This window comes from Amycolatopsis sp. WGS_07, assembly GCF_045278895.1.
GTDB lineage: Bacteria > Actinomycetota > Actinomycetes > Mycobacteriales > Pseudonocardiaceae > Amycolatopsis.
In genome coordinates this window covers 24,478-42,267 of the sequence record NZ_CP136053.1, presented here as the reverse complement: position 1 = coordinate 42,267, position 17,790 = coordinate 24,478, and the positions used below count along the sequence as shown (strand labels likewise).

Below are 17,790 nucleotides of genomic sequence, written 5' to 3'. Positions count from 1 at the left end.
CGCTGCGCGTTTTTGACGGCTTCTTGACCTGGCTCAGGCGCGCGCGGTCGCCCGGACGATCGCGGCCACGATCTCCGGCCACAGCGGTTCCGGGAGGTCGTGTCCCATGCCGGGAATGATGACCAGCTCCGCGTCCGGGATCGCCGCCGCGGTGGCCTTTCCGCCGCTGACATCGATCATCACGTCGGAGTCGCCGTGCAGCACGACCGTCGGCAGCCGCAGGTCGCGCAGTCGTTCAGTACGATCGCCCGACGCGACGACCGCGGCGGCCTGCCGGTGCATCCCGGCGGGGTTGCGTCCCCGGTCGTAGTTCCGGGTTGCCTTGCGCCGCAAGTACTCCTCGGTGGCCGGATAGCCCGGCGACCCGGTGACGCGGTAGTTCGCGATGCTCTGTTCGATCTGCGCCTCACGCGTTTCCGGCGCCGTCCCGGTGAGCGTCGCGAGCGCGGCGGGCGAGACCTGGCCGACCGACCGGTCGCCGGTCGTCGACATGATCGACGTCAGGCTCAGCAGCCGGTCCGGATGGTCGATCGCGAGCTGCTGCGCGACCATTCCGCCCATCGACGCGCCCACGACGTGCGCCTTCGCGAAGCCGAGCGCGTCGAACAGCCCGACGACGTCGTTCGCGAGATCCGACAGCAGGTACGGGGCCGGAGCCGTGCCCGCGGTGACCGCGGCGAGGTCCGGCGGGCCCAGTTCGGTGAACCAGGTGGACAGGCCGGCGTCCCGGTTGTCGAAACGGACGACGTGGAAGCCGCGGCTCGCGAGCAGTTCGCAGAAACCCTCCTCCCAGGTGATCATCTGGGCGCCGAGACCCATCACCAGGACGATCGGCGGGGCGGCCGGATCGCCGAACGTGTCGTACTCGAGTTCGAGGCCGTTGGCCTGTGCGCGTGGCATGCCCCGATCATGCCGCAGCGCGGAACCGTGTGTGGCCGAGCCGGGCGGTCGCCGGTTACGGTGCACGGCATGCCGACTTCGCGTGCCGGACAGCGAGCCCGGTCCCGTTCGGCCGCCGGGCTGCCCGCGGTCACCGCGAAGAAGGTGATCGACGCGGCGGTGAAGCTGACCGTCGAGCGCGGGTTGGAGAACTGGACGCTGCGCCAGCTGGCCGCGGCGATCGGCGCGTACCCGGCGGTCGTCTATCACCACGTCGGCGACCGCGACGCGGTGGTGTGCGCGGTGCTCGACCGGGTCGTCGGCCAGCTGCGGCTGCCCGACGACGGGCTGGAGTGGCAGGAGTGGTTCGTCGAACTGCTGACCGGCCTGCGCGAGGTGCTGCGCAAGCACCCCGGCACCGCACGCCGGATGGCGTCCTTCGGCCCGTCAGTGGCCGCGGCGACGCCCACGCTCGACCGCGGGGTGCAGATCCTGCTGGACGCGGGCTTCGGCGAGGAGAGTTCGCTGGCTTACACGATGCTCACCGCCACGGCGTGCCAGTACGTCGCGATCGAGGACGACCGGGACTGCAGCCTCGCGTTGCGCCTGGACAACACCGAGGAGTACGCCTCCTACCGCGACCGCGAGGACCTGCCCGGCATGGCCGCGCACGGCCGCGCGATGCACGAGCTGCTCACCGACCCGGAAGCCGCGGCCGGTTACCATCCGTACCTGTTCGACTTCGCGATCCGCCGCTGCCTCGACGGGCTCACGTGCCGATTGGCCCAGTTGCGCGCCTGAAATTCGCGAAATTGCTCCGCTCGAGCGGATGCACTGGTCCGTCCGCGTGGTCATGGTGAAAAGTCGGGCTGTCGCTGCGCCGACCGACACCGATTCGACGCTTTCCCGGCGTAGCGTGGACAGCTACCGGGGGCCTCGCCTCCGGAAGGGGCCCCCGGCACTTTCCTCCCCCTCGTGGTGCCGGGGGCTCTCCTTCCGGTCTCCTCAGTGCTGGGGCGGATGCTGGATCGCCGGGAACACCCTGCCGATCACGGTCACGAGCGACATGCTCAGCAGGGTGTGCACCTGGTGCCGGTCCAGCGAGCGGTGCACGAGCCACTCCCGGCCCGCCGCCTTCACCATGCCGGCGAACGCGCGCACCGCGGCGTTCAGCTCCTCGCCGTGCGCGCTCTCGCGGGACAGCCCGACCGCCTCCAGCACGCGGTCGGCCGACGCGCGGTCGGCCTCGGCGACGATCCGGTCCACCTCCGGATCGCGGCCGATGCCCTCCGGCGCGATCGCGGCGAGCCACAGCTTCTCCTGCTCGCGCACCATGTCGAGAAGCCAGCTGATGGCGGCGTCCACGCGTACTTCCAGCGGGCCGTCCGGCAGTATCTGCACCGCAATCCGCGGCACGGTAAGCGCGCGCCGAATGATTTCGAGGTACAACTCCCTTTTGGTTCCGAAATAATGATTGATCAGTCCGCGGGCCACGCCTGCCTCGGCCGCGATGTCCGAAGTGGACACTTCCGAATACGGTCGTTCGCCGAACAGTCTCGCCGCACAGGCGTAGATCTGCTCTTTGCGTTCGTCCGGTTCGAGTCGCCGCCACTTCGGCGCCGGATCGGTGCTCATGGCATCAGTTTGGCATGATCGGTTCAGTGCGGTGGATTAATCGGGCCGAATGTCGCCGCGGAAACACGTTCGGCTGCTACCGCGCGGTATGGGTTGACGACTCCGGCCAGTCCGGGAGTTCGAGCGGGGCGAGGTCCGCGAACCGGTCGCCCGGACCGGGATTCGCCGGATCGCTCGCGCCGCCGAAGTGCCGCTGCACGCCCCACACCGCGTTGAGCGCGGTCTGCACCGCGCCCTCGGCCCAGCCGGCCGTCCACGAGATGTCGTCGCCCGCGAGGAACAAACCGCGGTAGCGCTCCGGCAGTGAATCCTGCACGAAATGCGTGAAAAGCCGGTGCTGGTACCGGTAATGCCCGGGCAGATTCGCTTTGAACGCGCCCATGAAATGCGGTTCGGCCTCCCAGGACACGGTCACCGGGTCGCCGGTGATGTGCCGCCGCACGTCGACGCCGGGGTAGATCTCGCGCAGCGACTGCAGCATCACCTCGACCCGGTCGGACACGGAAAGCGGCAGCCACTTCAGCGAATCGTCGGCCCACGTGTAGGACAGGCAGATCACCGCGGGCCGGTCCGGGTCGTCGCCGAGCAGATAGGTGCCGCGCGGCATCCGGTCGGTGAGCGTCATGCTCATCGTGTCGCGGCCGGTGGCCGGGTCCGGGTCGAGCCAGAACGGGCGGTCCACCGGCACGAACACCTTGGAGGACGCCATGTAGTGGGTGCGCTCGATGGCCGTCCAGTGGTCGATCGGGAAGAGCGCCTCGTCGCATTCGATCTTCGACAGCAGCATCCAGCTCTGCGCGGTGAACACCGCGGCGCCGAACGTGCGGATGTGGCCGGAGGCGTCGGTGACGGTGACGTTGTTCGGCGCGGTGCGGTGCAGCCGCGTGACCCCGGGCCGCGGCTGGCCGTTTTCGTGCAGGGAAGCCAGATTCGTGCCGGACGGCCAGTGCGCGAGCCGTTCCGGGACGCGTTCCCACAGCCGGCGCGGGAGCTGCCCGCTGCCGCCGACGATGCTGCGGTGCTCGTCGTCCGCGCCGGTATAGACCACCCGGAGGATTTCGAGAATCGAGTTGGGGAAGTCGGTATCCCAGCCGCCGGTGCCGAATCCGACCTGCCCGAAGATCTCTCGATGCCGAAATGAGGAAAATGCCGGGGAATCGCACAGGAATCCGTAGAAGGTCTGGTTGTCGAGCCGGGGCACCAGCTCGTTCCAGATCTTTTTGACCGTCGCGACGTCGCGATTGCGGATGGCGGTCTGCATCTCGGCGAACGACGCGTTCTCGTCCAGCGTGCGCTGCCACGCCTTCGCCACTTCGCCGTATACGTCGGGCAGATCCTCGGGCGTGCGCGCGTAGTGGCTCTGGCCTTTGAGATCGACCACCGTGCTCGGCGTCGCCGGCGAAAGCGGATTCGGGAACGGCGTGGTTTCCAGTCCGGTCTTGGTGATGTAGTGGAACAGCGACGTCGAGGACGGCGGGAACCGCATCGCGCCCATCTCGGCGACCACGTCGTCGGGCAGCCCGGGGAAGTGGTGCGTGCGCAGCCGTCCGCCGATCCCGTCGATCTCGTACACGACCGGCCGCAGCCCGAGTTTCATCAGCTCGTAGGCGGTCACGATGCCGGAAAGACCGCCGCCGATCACCGCGACCTCGGTGCCGTGCACCTGCTCCGGCACGGTGCCGAGCCCGGCCGGATGGGCGAGGTAATCGTCGTAGGCGAACGGGAAATCGGGGCCGAACATCGTGATCGGCCGCCCGGCCGGTTCCTCGGCGTGGATCGCGGCGGGAACTGCGGAGGTCATGCCCGGGGTCCTTCGGTGAGAGAGCGATACAGCGACGGCCTTCGGTCGGCCAGGTACGGGGTTTCGGCCCGCGCTTGAGTGAGCACGGCCGGGTCGAGTTCGGCGAACAGCAGCTCTTCGCCCGGCCCGGCCTTCGCGACGACTTCATCCGGCGACGCGACTGTCGAGCGTCCGCAGTAGCTCAGCTCGCCTTCGGTGTCACAGCGGTTCGCGTACACGACGTACAGCTGGCTTTCGTGTGCGCGAACCGGAATGAGCAGGTCGGCAATGCGCTCGTACGGCCGCATCAACGCCGTCGGCACGAGCAGCACCTGCGTACCCGCGAGCGCGTGCGCGCGGACCAGTTCGGGGAACTCGACGTCGTAACAGATCAGCATGCCTACGCGGAGACCGTTGAGATCGGCCTGCACCACCGGCTCGTCCCCAGCCGAGAACTGGTCGCGGTCGAGGTCGCCGAAAAGGTGCGTTTTGCGGTAGTTCGCGAGCCGTTCCCCTTGCGCGGACAGCAGTTGCGCTGAGTTGTACACCGTGTCGCCGTCGCGTTCGGGATAGCCGTAGACCAACGCGACCCCGTGCTCGGCAGCCAACGCACCCAGCTCTGCTGCCCGTGGTCCGTCCGCAGGTTCGGCCAGTTCGGCGACCGCTTCCGCGCCGATGTTGTACCCGGTGGTGCCCATCTCCGCGGTCACGACGACCTCGGCCCCGCGCTCCGCCGCGGCGGCCATCGCCTCGGGCAGCCGTTCGTGCGGTCCTTGGTGGACAGCGATGATCATCGGACCTCCGCGAGCCGCGAGCGACGGATGCTGTAACCGAAGTAGATGACGAGGCCGAGCAGCATCCACGCGCCGAACACGATCCAGGTCGCCCCGTCGAGGCTGAACATCATGTAGGCACAGCAGAGCACCCCGAGAATCGGCGTGACCGGCGAAAACGGCACCCGGAACGTGCGCTCGGCTTCAGGACGGCGCTTGCGCAGGATCAGCACAGCGACGTTCACCAGCCCGAACGCGAACAGCGTCCCGATGCTGGTGGCGTCAGCGAGCTTGCCAAGCGGGATGAAGGCGGCGAGCACCGCGACGAAACCGGACACCACGAGCGTGTTGGTGCGCGGCACACCGCTCTTCGGGTGCACTGTGGACAGAGCCTTCGGCACGAGCCCGTCGCGGGACATGGCGAACAGAATTCGCGTCTGTCCGTAGAGAACGGTCAGCACGACGCTGGAGATCGCCACGATCGCGCCGATCGCGAGCAGAATCGCCCAGAGCGGGTTGCTCGTGATGGTGGTCAGCACGTGCGACAGCGCGGCCTGCTGGTCGCCGAACTCCTGCCAGGGCAACGCACCGATCGCCGCGATCGCGACCAGGCAGTACAGGACAGTGACGATGCCAAGCGACAACAGAATCGCGCGCGGCAGGTCACGCTGCGGGTTGCGCGCCTCCTCGCCGGCGGTGGAAGCCGCGTCGAACCCGATGTAGGAGAAGAACAGTTTCGCCCCGCCCGCGCTCATTCCGGCCAGCCCGAGCGGCAGGAACGGAGTGAAGTTCTGCGCCCGGACGGCGGTGAAAGCGATGGCACAGAACAGAATCAGCGTGCCGATCTTCACCACGACCATGATCGCGTTGGCCCGCGCGCTCTCCTTCGCGCCGGACAGCAGCAGCACCATCGCCAGCAGCACCACGACAATCGCCGGAAGGTTGACCAGCCCACCTTCTCCTGGTGGCCCGCTGAGCGCCTCCGGCAACGCGACGCCGAACGCCAAGTGCAGCAACTCGTTGACGTACTGCCCCCACCCGACCGCGACCGACGCGACGGATACGCCGTACTCCAGCACCAGACACCAGCCGCACACCCAGGCGACCAGCTCGCCGAGCGTCGCGTACGCGTAGGAGTAGGAGGAGCCGGAAAGTGGGATCATGCCCGCCAGTTCGGCGTAGGAGAGCGCGGAGAACAACGCGGTGATCCCCGCCAGCACGAACGAAACGACCACCGCGGGCCCGGCCACCGGAACCGCCTCGCCGAGCACCACGAAGATCCCGCTGCCCAGCGTCGCGCCGATGCTGAGCATGGTCAGCTGACTGAGCCCGAGCGACCGCTTCAACGGCCCGTGATCCGCCTCGGCCACCAGCTCAGTGACCGGTTTGCGGCGGAGCATCGCGGCGCCGAGCCGCCCGCGTGCGGGACTGGGGGAGGTGGTGCTCACCGGGCGGCTCCTAGCGAATTGTGACGCCGATGTCGATTTCGAGCCACGGTATCGATCGGCAACTGCCCTGAAAACCGAGATCTGTTGTGGATTGCTGGCGGTGATGGGTGATTCATTGCGCTCTCGGTATCGGTTTCCGCGGGGTGGTGGCGGCCTAGGCCTGGTTCGGGTCGGTCCTGACTGTAAGTGATCGGGGACGGGGGCCTTCGGCGGCGGGCTTGGCTGGGCTGGTCAGGGGCGGGGAGGGTGGTCTGGACCTGCGGGTGGTGGGCAGAGGGGGCCGGTAGCCGTACGCGCGGGCCCGTCGTGGGTGAGGGCGGGGGTGTCGGCTCGTGGAGCGGGGTGGCGGTGGTCGGCTGGGCGCGCTCGGCGGGATGTGGGAGCTGGTGTGGGGTCGGTTGTCGTGGGCACGGCATGGGGATCGGTTGTGGCGAGGACTGGCGGGATGCCGGAGCCAGTGAGGTCGCTTGCCGTGCACGCGGGTACGAGGACCGGTCGTGCGCGAAGGTCGGTGGTTGCCGGGTGCGTTCGGCGGGTTGCGGGAGTCAGCGATGCGGGCCGAGGCGGTGTCGTGCGCGCGGGCCGGGATCGGTTACGGGCGAGGTGCCGTGGCGTCGTTTCGTGGAGAGCGCTGGTGGGACGGGCGCGTTCGGCGGGGTTCCGGAGTCAGCGATGCGGGCCGAGGTGAGGCCGGTTGCCGTGTGCGCGGGGGTGCGGGCGAGCCCATGGCGGTCGGCCGGGCACGCGTGGTCACGGGCTCGATGCCGAGGGGGCAGCTGCCAGGGCGGCGAGGCCGGAAATCTCCTGCTCGGGCGGTGTCGTCGGTCGCGCACCACAGCTGTCGGTGCGGCGGTGGGTCAGGGGGCGGATGCTTCCGGCAGCAGCAGCGTGAACGTCGGCGGGTCGGGGCGCGAGAGGCGTAACCGGCCGCCTTCGGCTTCGGCCAGGCTTCGGGCCAGGCGGAGGCCGATGCCGTGCCCGCCGGGGGTGTGGTCGGCGAACGGGTCGCGCTCGCCCAGGTCCGGGCCCTCGTCTTCGACGTCCACGGCCAGCGCGCCGCCGGCGTCGCGGGCTCGGACGGTGATGGTGCCTTCGCCGTGGTTCAGTGCGTTGTCCAGCAGGACGGCGAGAACTTGCCGGACGGCGGGGGCCGACGCGCGGACCGGGGGCGGGTCGGTGATTTCCAGGCGCAGCTGCCGGTCGCCTGGAAGCGGGGGGTCGGTCAGTTCTTCCAGGAGCGCGGTCAGGTCGAGTTCGTCGCGAGGGGCGCGGCGTTCCCGGGACAGCGCGAGCAGGTCTTCGACGGTGCGTTCCAGCCGGTCGGCGGCGGTGATTCCGGCGCGCACCGCGGCATAGGGGTCCCGGCCGGGGGTTTCCAGGGCGGACTCCAGTTGCAGGCGCAGCCCGGCCAGCGGGGTGCGCAGCTGGTGGGAGGCTTCAGCGGAGAAGGCGCGTTCTCGCTCCAGTGTTTCGCCGATGCGGGTCGCGGTGACGTCCAGGGCAGCGCCCACGCGGTCGATTTCCGGGATCGCGGACCGCGGCGAGCGCGCGGAGAAGTCGCCTTCGCCGAGCCGGGTCGCGGCGCAGGCCAGGTCTTCCAGCGGGCGGGTCAGCCGCGCGGCGATGCGGCGGGCGACCAGCCAGCTCGCGAGGACCGCGCCGATCGCGCAGCCTGCCATCACCAGCCAGGTGATGCCGACGTCGCGGGTCAGCACGGAGCGGGGAGCGCCGCGCGCACGATGCCGGTCAGGCGCGCCCCGGTCAGCACCGGGACGGCCAGCACATCCTCGTCGCCGACTTTTTGGTTGACCATGTCGTCGCGCGTCGAGGCGACTCCGCGCACGACGTCGTCCGCGACGGCCGGGCCGTCTCCGGCGAGGAGCTTGCCGGACGGGTCGTAGACGCCGACCTCGGCGCCGTCCTCGTTCTCCGGGATCTCGAAGGGCTGGCCGGCGGCGAGCGCGTCGGACACCTCGACGGCCACGCCGTCGGCGGCCCGTTCCAGCGCGGACGTGGTGTGCGTGCGGAAGTACCACAGCGCCCCGACGGCGAGCGGCAGCCCGAACAGGCTCGTGGCCAGGACCGCGGCCAGCACGGTGAGCGTCACGATCCGGCGGCGCACCCCGGTCAGTCCCCTTCCAGCCGGTACCCGTGCCCGCGCAGGGTGGCGATCCTCGGCACCTCGTACGGCGACTCGGCGGCCGACGCGAGCTTGCGGCGCAGCGCGGCGATGTGCACGTCGAGCGTTTTGGTGGAGCCGTTCCAGTGCGAATCCCACACGTCGGACATCAGCGTGTCGCGGCTCACCGCCTGCCCCGGCTGGACGGCCAGCCGCGCGAGCAGGTCGAACTCCCGCGCCCGCAGCGCGACCTCCCGGCCGTTCAGGCTGACCCGCCTGCTCGCGATGTCGACCTCCAGCGCGCCGATCCGGACGACCGGCGTCGACGGCGCGGCCGGCGCGCCGCGGCGGAGGTGCGCGCGCACCCTGGCGAGCAGTTCGGCCAGCCGGATGGGCTTGGTGAGGTAGTCGTCGGCCCCGGCCTCCAGCCCGACCACGACGTCCATCTCGTCCGCCCGCGCGGTGAGGATAACCAGGACCGCGCCCGGCAGCGCCGAGCGCAGCCGCCGGCACACCTCGACGCCGTCGACGTCCGGGAGGCCCAGGTCCAGCAGCACGAGATCGGCCGCCGCGGTCTCGCGCAGCGCGCTCCGTCCGTCCCGGCACCATTGCACTGTGTGGCCGTGCCCGCGCAGCGCGGAGTCGAGGACGCTGCCGATCGCCGCGTCGTCCTCCACCACCAGTACCTTCGCCATGAGGCAAGCCTAACCGGAGCCTCCCGGCCGCGTCCGCGCGTCCACAGTGGACCCCCAGCGGGATGCGGCCGAGGTCGGGCATAGTGGCTGCATGCTCGGTCTGTACCCGGAACTCGATCCGTACGACCACGGGATGCTGCCGGTCGGCGACGGCAACACGCTGTATTGGGAGGAATGCGGCAATCCCGAGGGCAAACCGGTCGCGTTCCTGCACGGCGGTCCCGGGGGCGGCGCGTCCGCCCGGCACCGGCGGCTGTTCGACCCGGAGCGCTACCGGATCGTGCTGTTCGACCAGCGCGGCTGCGGCCGGAGCACGCCGCACTGCAGCGAGCCGGACGTCGACCTGTCGGTGAACACGACCTGGCACCTGGTGTCCGACATGGAACAGCTGCGCGAGGACCGGGGCATCGACCGCTGGCAGCTGTTCGGCGGCTCGTGGGGCAGCGTGCTCGCGCTCGCCTACGCCGAAACGCATCCGGAGCGGGTGACCGAGCTGATCCTGCGCGGCGTCGCGACGCTGCGGCTGAAGGAAGTGCAGTGGCTTTTCGGCGGGGGCGCGGCGTGCATGTTCCCGGAGGCGTGGTCGCGGTTCCTCGCGCCGGTGCCGTACGCGCGCCGCGGCGGCGACCTGCTCGAGGTGTACCACGAACTGCTGAATCACCCGGACCCGAACGTGCACGGGCCCGCCGCGCTCGCGTGGAGCCGGTGGGAGGGCGAGACGGTGAAGTTCACGCCGCAGGAAGAGGTGGTGGCCGCGTTCGCCGAGCCGGAGTTCGCGCTCGCGATCGCGCGGATCGAGAACCACTACTTCCGCCACGGCGGCTGGCTCGCCCCGGACCAGCTGATCCGCGGGGCCGGGAAGCTGTCGGGCATCCCGTGCGTTCTGGTGCAGGGCAGGTACGACGTGGTCACTCCCGCCACCACCGCCTGGGAACTCGCGCAGGTGCTGCCGGGCGCCGAGCTGAAGATGATCGGCGACGCCGGGCACGCCTTCGACGAACCGGGCACGCTGCACGAGCTGATCAGCGCGACCGACCGGTTCGCGGCAGGGTGGGAGGGCACGTCCGGGCTGTCGAGCGCGGAAGTCGAACGAAAGGAAATCCGCATGCTGTTCGGTGACGAGCACGTTCGCCGTTACGAGGAGACCGACGGGGAGGTCGGGCACGACTGGCAGGAAGGCGTCCCGACGCTGGTGCTCACCACGAAGGGCCGCAAGACCGGGCAGGACCGCAAGTTCGCGCTGATCTACCAGGAGGACGACGGCAACCCGGTGATCGTCGCCTCGAAGGGCGGTGCGGAAAACCACCCCGGCTGGTACCTGAACCTGCAGGCGAACCCCGAGGTCCGCGTGCAGGTGCGGGCGGACAAGTTCACCGCGCGCGCCCGGACCGCGACCGGCGAGGAACGCGCCCGGCTGTGGGACAAGCTCGCCGCCGTGTGGCCCGCCTACAACGACTACCAGAAGAAGACCGACCGCGAGATCCCCGTGGTGGTGCTCGAGCGAGTGTGATCCGTGCCGCGTCCGGGGTTCGCGCGGCGCCGAACCGGAGCGTCTTCCGCTACGAATGACGCTCATGGCGCTGCGCACCCGGACCCGGGACAACTGGACCCCGCTCGAAGGGGAGCTGCTCGGCTTCCGCGGCATGCAGAGGTACGGGAGGCGGTTCGCCCGGTCCGGCCGGGGAGCCTGGTACCACTTCGCGATCGAGGTCGTGTGGCAGCTGCTCGCGCTCACGAGCAGGTTCCGCGTGCGCGGCGCGCGGAACATCCCGGAATCGGGCGGGGTCGTGGTGGCTTCCAACCACCTGTCGAACGCCGACCCGACGACGCTCACCGCGTTCTGCCTCGGCTCCGGCCGGGTGCCGCGGTACCTCGCGAAGGCGAGCCTGTGGAACGCGCCGGTGATCAAGTCGGTGATGCGGTCGGGCAAACACATCCCGGTGCATCGCGGCGCGCCGACCGCCGCGGGCGCGTACCGCGACGCCGTCGCCGCGGTGCGGGCGGGCGAATGCGTGGCGATCTTCCCGGAGGCCGGGCTCTCCGCCCATCCGGACGGCTGGCCCACGAAGGGCAAGACCGGTGCGGCGCGGATCGCGCTCGAGACCGGCGTGCCGGTGATCCCGGTCGCGAACTGGGGCACGCACGCACTGCTGCCCGCAGGCTCGTGGCTGCCGCGCGTCCTGCCCCGGCCGACGATCGAGTTCGTCGCCGGAGCGCCGGTGGACCTCGACGATCTGCGCGGGCGCGAGCTGACCAGGGACGTGCTGGACGAGGCGACGACGCGGATCATGGCCGCGGTGACGGAACTGCTGGCCGGGATCCGGGGCGTACGGCCGCCGGTCTGAACGGCGGCTTCGAGGCGGCCACTGTGGACACTGCGGCGGCACGGCGCTGGTGCTGACGTGGATGCCCGTCTGGGAACTGAGCGCTGCCCCGGTGTGGGGGATGTGCCCGGTTCGATCTTCGCGCGGTGGAGCGGGCTGTGCACGGGGCGGCCGCTCGTCGGAAAGCGGGCGCCGTCACGCCGCCCCGCGCGGGCGTGGCGGGTAGTTTCAACGGTATGAGCGCAGACTATGACGTGGTGGTCCTCGGGGCCGGAGTCGGTGGGTACGTCGCGGCGATCCGGGCTTCGCAGCTGGGCCTGAGCGTGGCGGTCGTGGAAGAGAAGTACTGGGGCGGGGTGTGCCTCAACGTCGGCTGCATCCCTTCGAAGGCGCTGCTGCGCAACGCCGAGCTGGCGCACACGGTGAAGGAGGAGGCCAAGACTTACGGCATCTCCTCCGACGGGGAGATCCGGTTCGACTACACCGCGGCGTACGAGCGCAGCCGCAAGGTCGCGGACGGGCGCGTCAAGGGCGTGCACTTCCTGATGAAGAAGAACAAGATCACCGAGTACAACGGGCGCGGCACCTTCGTGGACGCCAACACCCTCGAGGTGAACGGCGAGCGGATCACCTTCACCTACGGCATCATCGCGACCGGTGCGACGGCGCGGCTGCTGCCGGGGACGCAGCGCAGCGAGCGCGTGGTCACCTACGAAAAGCAGATCCTCGAAAGCGAGTTGCCGGGCAGCATCGTGATCGCCGGAGCCGGCGCGATCGGCGTGGAGTTCGCGTACGTGCTGCGCAACTACGGCGTGGACGTGACGATCGTCGAGTTCCTCGACCGGATGGTGCCGCTCGAGGACGCCGAGGTGTCGGCCGAGCTGGCCAAGCGCTACCGCAAGCTGGGGATCAAGGTGCTGCTGGGCACCAAGGTCGAGTCGATCGACGACTCGGGGGCCAAGGTGGCCGTGACCGTGTCGAAGAACGGCGAGCAGCAGGTGCTCGAGGCCGACAAGGTGTTGCAGGCCATCGGGTTCCGGCCGAACGTCGAGGGCTACGGCCTGGAGAACACCGGCGTCGCGCTGACCGAGCGCGGGGCGATCGCGATCGACGGCCGCGGCCGGACGAACGTGCCGCACCTGTTCGCGATCGGCGACGTGACGGCGAAGCTGATGCTGGCGCACGCGTCGGAGTCGATGGGCATCGTGGCGGCCGAGACGATCGCCGGCGCGGAGACCATGGAGCTGGACTTCGTGATGATCCCGCGCGCGACCTACTGTCAGCCGCAGATCGCGAGCTTCGGCTGGACCGAGGAACAGGCGCGCGAGAAGGGCTTTGACGTTCAGGTGTCGAAGTTCCCGTTCACGGCGAACGGCAAGGCGCACGGCCTCGGCGACGCGGCGGGCTTCGTGAAGGTGCTGAGCGACGCGAAGTACGGCGAACTGCTCGGCGCGCACCTCATCGGCCCGGACGTGACGGAGCTGCTGCCGGAGCTGACGCTGGCGCAGCAGTGGGACCTTACGGTGCACGAGATTTCGCGCAACGTGCATGCCCACCCGACACTGGGCGAAGCGGTGAAGGAAGCGGTGCACGGACTGGCTGGATATATGATCAACTTCTGATTCTTCGACGGTCGCCCTGGCCCGCAGTGGTTTCGCGGGCCGGGGCGCTGTCGGTTTCGGACAGGGAGAACACCAGTTCCGGCCGGGACCAGGAGATCCGCGGCGGTTTCGGCGGGACTGTCCCGACCTGCCGGGCACCCATGCGTTCGTAGAACTTCACCGCGGGCGGATGCGACACCACGCGCACCTCGGACAGCCCGATTTCGCATGCCAAATCTAGTATTTGCCGTACCAGTCGAGCACCCAACCCGGTGCCCTGCGCTTCGTCGGCGACGAACAGCAGGTCCAGTTCGGCATCGGTGAGCGCGGCGAACCCGAGCGGCCCGGCAGGCCCGCGGGCGACCAGAACCTGGTGCTGGCGAAGGTAATCCGGGGTGACGGCGTATCCCTTCAGGATCGAGGCGTACTGGCCTTGGTAGGCCGAGGACGAGTGCATGAGGTCGGTGAGCGCGGCGGCGTCGGCAGCGGTCGCGCGGTCGATCTTGAACATGGCAGCAACGGTAACCGGCACCACCGACAAAAACTGATCAGCGCACCCGGCGGGCAGGAAGCGCGAGAGCGCTGAGCAGGCAGAGCACGGCGCCGATTCCCAGCGAGAAGCGCACGCCGAAGACCCCGGCGGCGATCCCGCCCAAAGTGATGAAAAGCGGTTTGGTCGTACGGGTTCCGGTGGACCAGGCGGTGAGTGTTCGCGTCAAGACGGAGTCGTCGATCATCGTCAGCCGGTACGCCGAATAGGTCGGGTTGAAGATGCCCGCGACCAACAGCAGCCCGAAGTCCCCGGCGATCAGCAGCGCGATTCCCGCCGGTCCGGGGAAGGCGAACGGAGCGGCGAACAGCCATGGGGTGCGGGCGAAACCAGTCCACCACAACACTTTCTGCGCGCCGTACCGACTGCTGAGCATCGGGGCGAGCCGGGCGCCGATGAGCCCGCCGAGGCAGGGGACGCCGAGCACGAGTCCGTATTCCCACGGTGCGAAGCCGAGATCCCGCAGCATCAACACGGTTTGCAGCGGCGTGACCCAAAGGACCGCGCCGCTGAACAACACTGAGTTGAAGAACAGCGGCCGTAGTGCAGGACTACGCAGCAGGTAACGCCATCCGTCGGTAAAGCCGCGTCGCGAAGGGGCAGAAGCGACCACCGGAGGCGGTTCCGGCGTACGCAACCGACGGATTCCGAGCGCGGACAGCAGGAACGAGAATGCGTCGATGAGCATCGTCGCGGTCGCTCCCAGCGCGCTGATCAGGACGCCGCCCAACGGGGGACCGGCCGACCAGCAGACCCAATCGGTGCTCTCGAAGCGGCTCAACGCGGCAGCCCGCTCGTCCGGCGTGACAAGGGCTTTGAGGTGTGCGCCGCTGGCCGCGGAGAAGATGACGGCCGCCGTCGCGACGACGATGTCGACGGCATAGAGCTGCGGCATGCTCAGCACGTGCAGTGCGGCCGCCAACGGCACGCTCGCCAGCGCGGCGCACCGGACCAGGTCTCCGACGATCATGGTGGGACGCTTCCGGGCGAACTCGACGCGCGGTCCGAGCGGGAAGGCGAGCACCGCGCTGGCGGCGGCCGAGATGGCGGTGATCAGGGAGACCTGCCACGCGGGCGCGTCGAGCACGAGGACCGCGACGAGCCCGAGCGCGCCCGCGCCGACCGTGCTGCCTGCGGTGCTGATCGCGTACGCCGCCCACAGCCGCGCGAAATCCCTCCCCAGGTTCGCCACCAGAGCAGAGTGCCAGCTCCGTTTCGGGCCGGGAAGGGCCGTCGGAGTCTCACCAGATGGGCCATCCGGGCAGATACCACTTTGGTCGGTGGTCTTTGTCGGTGTCGCTATTTAGATTCACGTGACCACAGTCGGTGGCCGGGGGCGAGGACAGGAGTTGTCATGAGAAGAACGAGCCGGGTGGTCGCGTACTCCGCGCCGCTGGCGGTCGGGGTGCTGCTCGCCGGGAGCGGGGTCGCGGCCGCCCAGCCGTCCGCCGCGGACACGGCGAACGCGCGCTCCGGAGCCGGGATCAGCGCGTTGCAGGAGATCAAGAAGACGCTCAGCCCGGCTGAGCGGAAGCAGTCCAGCCAGCTCGTCGTCGAGAAGCGCCTGCGCGCCGACCGCGGGCTCGCCGCGCTGCTGCCGGATTACCGCACCGGCCTGCCGGTCAACCAGGCTGGCACGGTGTCGGTGGACATCGCCGGCACCGCGGGCGCGGCGATCGCGAAGGCCGTGCGCGCCGCGGGCGGCACCGTTCAGTCCACATCGGCCAATGGCTCGGTTCGCGCCCAGCTGCCGCTGAACGCGGTGGACCGGATCGCGGCGCGCGGCGACGTTCAGCAGGTCCAGCCCGCGACGCAGGCGATGACCTGGAACGAGCCGGACGCGCAGCGGCAGCGGCTGGCCAAGAAGGCCGTCGCCGCGGTGCAGGTGTCCGAAGGGGACAAGGCCCACGGCGCCGACACCGCCCGCACGCAGTACGGCGTGAACGGCACCGGCGTGAAGGTCTGCGTGCTTTCCGACGGCGTCAACTCGCTGAAGAAGTCGCAGGACGCCGGCGAACTCCCCGCGGTCGACGTGCTGCCGGGCCAGGCGGGCAGCGGCGACGAAGGCACCGCGATGCTGGAGATCGTCCACGATCTCGCCCCGGGCGCGGCGCTCGGCTTCGCGACCGCGTTCACCAGCGAGTCGAGCTTCGCGGACAACATCCGCGCGCTGCGCACCACCGGCAAGTGCACGGTGATCGTCGACGACGTCGCGTACTTCGACGAGTCGCCGTTCCAGGACACGCAGGTCGCGCAGGCGGTCAACGACGTGACCGCGGCCGGCGCGCTCTACTTCTCCTCCGCGGGCAACTCCGGCAACCTCACCGACGGCACCAGCGGCTACTACGAGGGCGACTTCCGCTCGTCCGGCACCACGCTGCCGGGCGTCACCGGCACCCCGCACGACTTCGACCCCGGCAGCGGCGTGCAGACCACCGACCCGCTGTCGCCGGGCTCGCTCGGCAGGCCGGTCACGCTGTTCTGGTCCGACCCGTGGGGCCACTCGGCCAACGACTACGACCTGTTCCTGCTCAACGCTTCCGGCAGCGTCGTCGCTTCCAGCGCCAACCCGCAGGACGGTTCGCAGAACCCGTACGAGAGCCTGACCGTGCCGACGTCCGGCTCCGGTTACCGCCTCGCGGTGGTCAAGTACAGCGGCGCGGACCGGTTCTTCGCGCTCAACGTCGTCCGCGGCCGGTTCGTCGACTCCGGTTCGCTCAAGGCGTTCAGCACGGCGGGCGTGACCTCGGGCCACTCGGCGGCGGCCGCGGCGTTCTCAGTGGCCGCGGCTCCGGCGGCGACCGCGTTCGGCCGTCCGCTGGAGACCGGCGACCCGGCGAACCCGGCCGGCCCGTACCCCGGCCTGTTCACCTCGGCCAGCAAGTGGGAGCGCTTCACCTCCGACGGCCAGCGGCACCTCTTCTACAACGCCGACGGCACTGAGCTGACCCCGGGCAACGTGTCCTCGACCGGCGGCGCGACCCGCGCGAAGCCGGACATCACCGCGGCGGACGGCGTGGCCACCTCGGTCAGCGGCTTCCAGCCGTTCTTCGGGACCTCGGCGGCTGCCCCGCACGCGGCGGCGATCGCGGCGCTGCTGCTGTCCGGCAAGCCGTCCGCGACCCCGGCGGAGGTCCGCACGGCGCTGGAGTCGAGCGCGATCGACCTCGGCGCGCCCGGGTTCGACGCGGTGACCGGCAAGGGCGTGATCATGACGGGTCCGGCGCTGGCCGCGCTGGGCGTGCCGAAGAAGTAGCGGTACGGCGAAGGGGCGGGTTCCTCGGAGGGAGGGGAACCCGCCCCTTTCACCGTCCGGCGACCAGCAGGTGCGACGCCTGCGGTCCGCTGCCGAGCCGGTCGTGGCGGCGGAGTTCGAAACCCGCGTCGGACAGCGCTTTCGTGACTTCTTCCGGCGGGCGCAGCCGGAATCCGTGGCTGGTGAACGGCATTTTGCGCATCATCTCGGGATCGCCGAGGCCCACGACGAACCGGCCGCCGCGCGCGAGCACCCGGGCGACCTCGGCGAACGCGGGCGTCAGGTCGGGGATGAAGTAGACCGTGTTGACGGTCAGTGCGGCGTCGACCGTCCCGTCGTCCAGCGGCAGCTCCGCCATTCCGGCCTGGTGCAGCACCAGCCGTCCGGCGGCGAGGTTCTTCGGAAACCTCCGCCGCGCCTTGGCCAGCGCCGTCTCGGAGATTTCCGCGCCGTGGACCGTGCCGCCCGCGGTGGCGCGAAGCAGCAGGTCGAGGCCGAGCCCGCCGCCGAAACCGAGGTCGAGCGCGGTTTCGCCGGGGCGGATCTCGAGCGCGTCGACCGCGCCGGAGACCTCTGTGCGGTTGACCTTGTTGAGCAGTCCGACGACCGCCTGTCCGGCTCGGCCGCTCGGGTGGCCCAGCTGTCTGGCGAACCCGGCGAGCAGTGCGTCACGTGGTCCCATGCGTCCAGTGTGCCGCGATATGGCACCGTGCGGGCGAACGGATTTCGA

At 70.1% G+C, this 17,790-nt stretch carries 14 protein-coding genes and 1 pseudogene; 5 read left to right on the top strand and 10 right to left on the bottom strand.

Annotated elements, in window-relative coordinates; translation table 11 throughout:
• Positions 1-33: 33 nt before the first annotated feature.
• Complete coding sequence (locus tag RPX00_RS00170; RefSeq protein ID WP_406636223.1) at positions 34-900, bottom strand: alpha/beta fold hydrolase; 867 nt, start codon at positions 898-900, stop codon at positions 34-36.
• A 69-nt stretch (positions 901-969) separates the two neighbouring features.
• On the opposite strand from RPX00_RS00170, the gene RPX00_RS00165 reads away from it, so the two are divergent.
• Positions 970-1,680 carry a TetR/AcrR family transcriptional regulator gene (locus RPX00_RS00165; protein ID WP_406636221.1) on the top strand — a complete coding sequence of 237 codons (711 nt, stop codon included), beginning with the start codon at positions 970-972 and terminating at the stop codon, positions 1,678-1,680.
• Between the two features lie 204 nt (positions 1,681-1,884).
• On the opposite strand, the gene RPX00_RS00160 is transcribed toward RPX00_RS00165, so the two are convergent.
• The 6 genes and pseudogenes from RPX00_RS00160 to RPX00_RS00135 all read right to left on the bottom strand — a co-directional run bounded on the left by RPX00_RS00160 (position 1,885) and on the right by RPX00_RS00135 (position 9,329).
• On the bottom strand, positions 1,885-2,514 hold the full coding sequence (locus RPX00_RS00160) for a TetR/AcrR family transcriptional regulator (protein ID WP_406636219.1): 630 nt from the start codon (positions 2,512-2,514) through the stop codon (positions 1,885-1,887).
• 76 nt (positions 2,515-2,590) lie between these two features.
• Entirely contained in the window at positions 2,591-4,315 is a 1,725-nt protein-coding gene (locus RPX00_RS00155) for a flavin monoamine oxidase family protein (protein WP_406636217.1), read from the bottom strand.
• Complete coding sequence (locus RPX00_RS00150) at positions 4,312-5,088, bottom strand: carbon-nitrogen hydrolase family protein (RefSeq protein WP_406636215.1); 777 nt, start codon at positions 5,086-5,088, stop codon at positions 4,312-4,314. The genes RPX00_RS00155 and RPX00_RS00150 overlap by 4 nt, the downstream gene beginning before the upstream one ends.
• Positions 5,085-6,467, bottom strand: a complete 1,383-nt coding sequence (locus tag RPX00_RS00145; protein WP_406642713.1) for an amino acid permease — start codon at positions 6,465-6,467, stop codon at positions 5,085-5,087. The genes RPX00_RS00150 and RPX00_RS00145 overlap by 4 nt, the downstream gene beginning before the upstream one ends.
• A 905-nt stretch (positions 6,468-7,372) precedes the next feature.
• Positions 7,373-8,637, bottom strand: a pseudogene (locus RPX00_RS00140) (sensor histidine kinase).
• Positions 8,638-8,642: 5 nt separating this feature from the next.
• On the bottom strand, positions 8,643-9,329 hold the full coding sequence (locus RPX00_RS00135) for a response regulator transcription factor (RefSeq protein WP_406636213.1): 687 nt from the start codon (positions 9,327-9,329) through the stop codon (positions 8,643-8,645).
• Positions 9,330-9,420: 91 nt separating this feature from the next.
• On the opposite strand from RPX00_RS00135, the gene pip reads away from it, so the two are divergent.
• From pip to lpdA, 3 genes are all read left to right on the top strand, one after another.
• Entirely contained in the window at positions 9,421-10,839 is a 1,419-nt protein-coding gene (gene pip, locus RPX00_RS00130; RefSeq protein ID WP_406636211.1) for a prolyl aminopeptidase, read from the top strand.
• Between the two features lie 55 nt (positions 10,840-10,894).
• Positions 10,895-11,674, top strand: a complete 780-nt coding sequence (locus RPX00_RS00125; protein WP_406636209.1) for a lysophospholipid acyltransferase family protein — start codon at positions 10,895-10,897, stop codon at positions 11,672-11,674.
• Between the two features lie 215 nt (positions 11,675-11,889).
• The gene (lpdA, locus tag RPX00_RS00120; protein ID WP_406636207.1) at positions 11,890-13,275 is read left to right on the top strand and encodes a dihydrolipoyl dehydrogenase; all 1,386 of its coding nucleotides are present in this window, start codon (positions 11,890-11,892) and stop codon (positions 13,273-13,275) included.
• Here lpdA and RPX00_RS00115 read toward each other — a convergent pair.
• Both RPX00_RS00115 and RPX00_RS00110 read right to left on the bottom strand, forming a co-directional pair.
• Positions 13,265-13,765 carry a GNAT family N-acetyltransferase gene (locus RPX00_RS00115; RefSeq protein WP_406636205.1) on the bottom strand — a complete coding sequence of 167 codons (501 nt, stop codon included), beginning with the start codon at positions 13,763-13,765 and terminating at the stop codon, positions 13,265-13,267. The two genes, lpdA and RPX00_RS00115, sit on opposite strands and share 11 nt — an antisense overlap.
• A gap of 37 nt (positions 13,766-13,802) precedes the next feature.
• Complete coding sequence (locus RPX00_RS00110) at positions 13,803-14,996, bottom strand: MFS transporter (protein ID WP_406636203.1); 1,194 nt, start codon at positions 14,994-14,996, stop codon at positions 13,803-13,805.
• A 162-nt stretch (positions 14,997-15,158) separates the two neighbouring features.
• Between RPX00_RS00110 and RPX00_RS00105 the strand changes: the two genes are divergently transcribed.
• Positions 15,159-17,060 carry a S8 family peptidase gene (locus RPX00_RS00105; RefSeq protein WP_406636201.1) on the top strand — a complete coding sequence of 634 codons (1,902 nt, stop codon included), beginning with the start codon at positions 15,159-15,161 and terminating at the stop codon, positions 17,058-17,060.
• A gap of 49 nt (positions 17,061-17,109) precedes the next feature.
• On the opposite strand, the gene RPX00_RS00100 is transcribed toward RPX00_RS00105, so the two are convergent.
• Positions 17,110-17,742 carry a class I SAM-dependent methyltransferase gene (locus RPX00_RS00100; protein ID WP_406636199.1) on the bottom strand — a complete coding sequence of 211 codons (633 nt, stop codon included), beginning with the start codon at positions 17,740-17,742 and terminating at the stop codon, positions 17,110-17,112.
• Positions 17,743-17,790 lie beyond the last annotated feature (48 nt).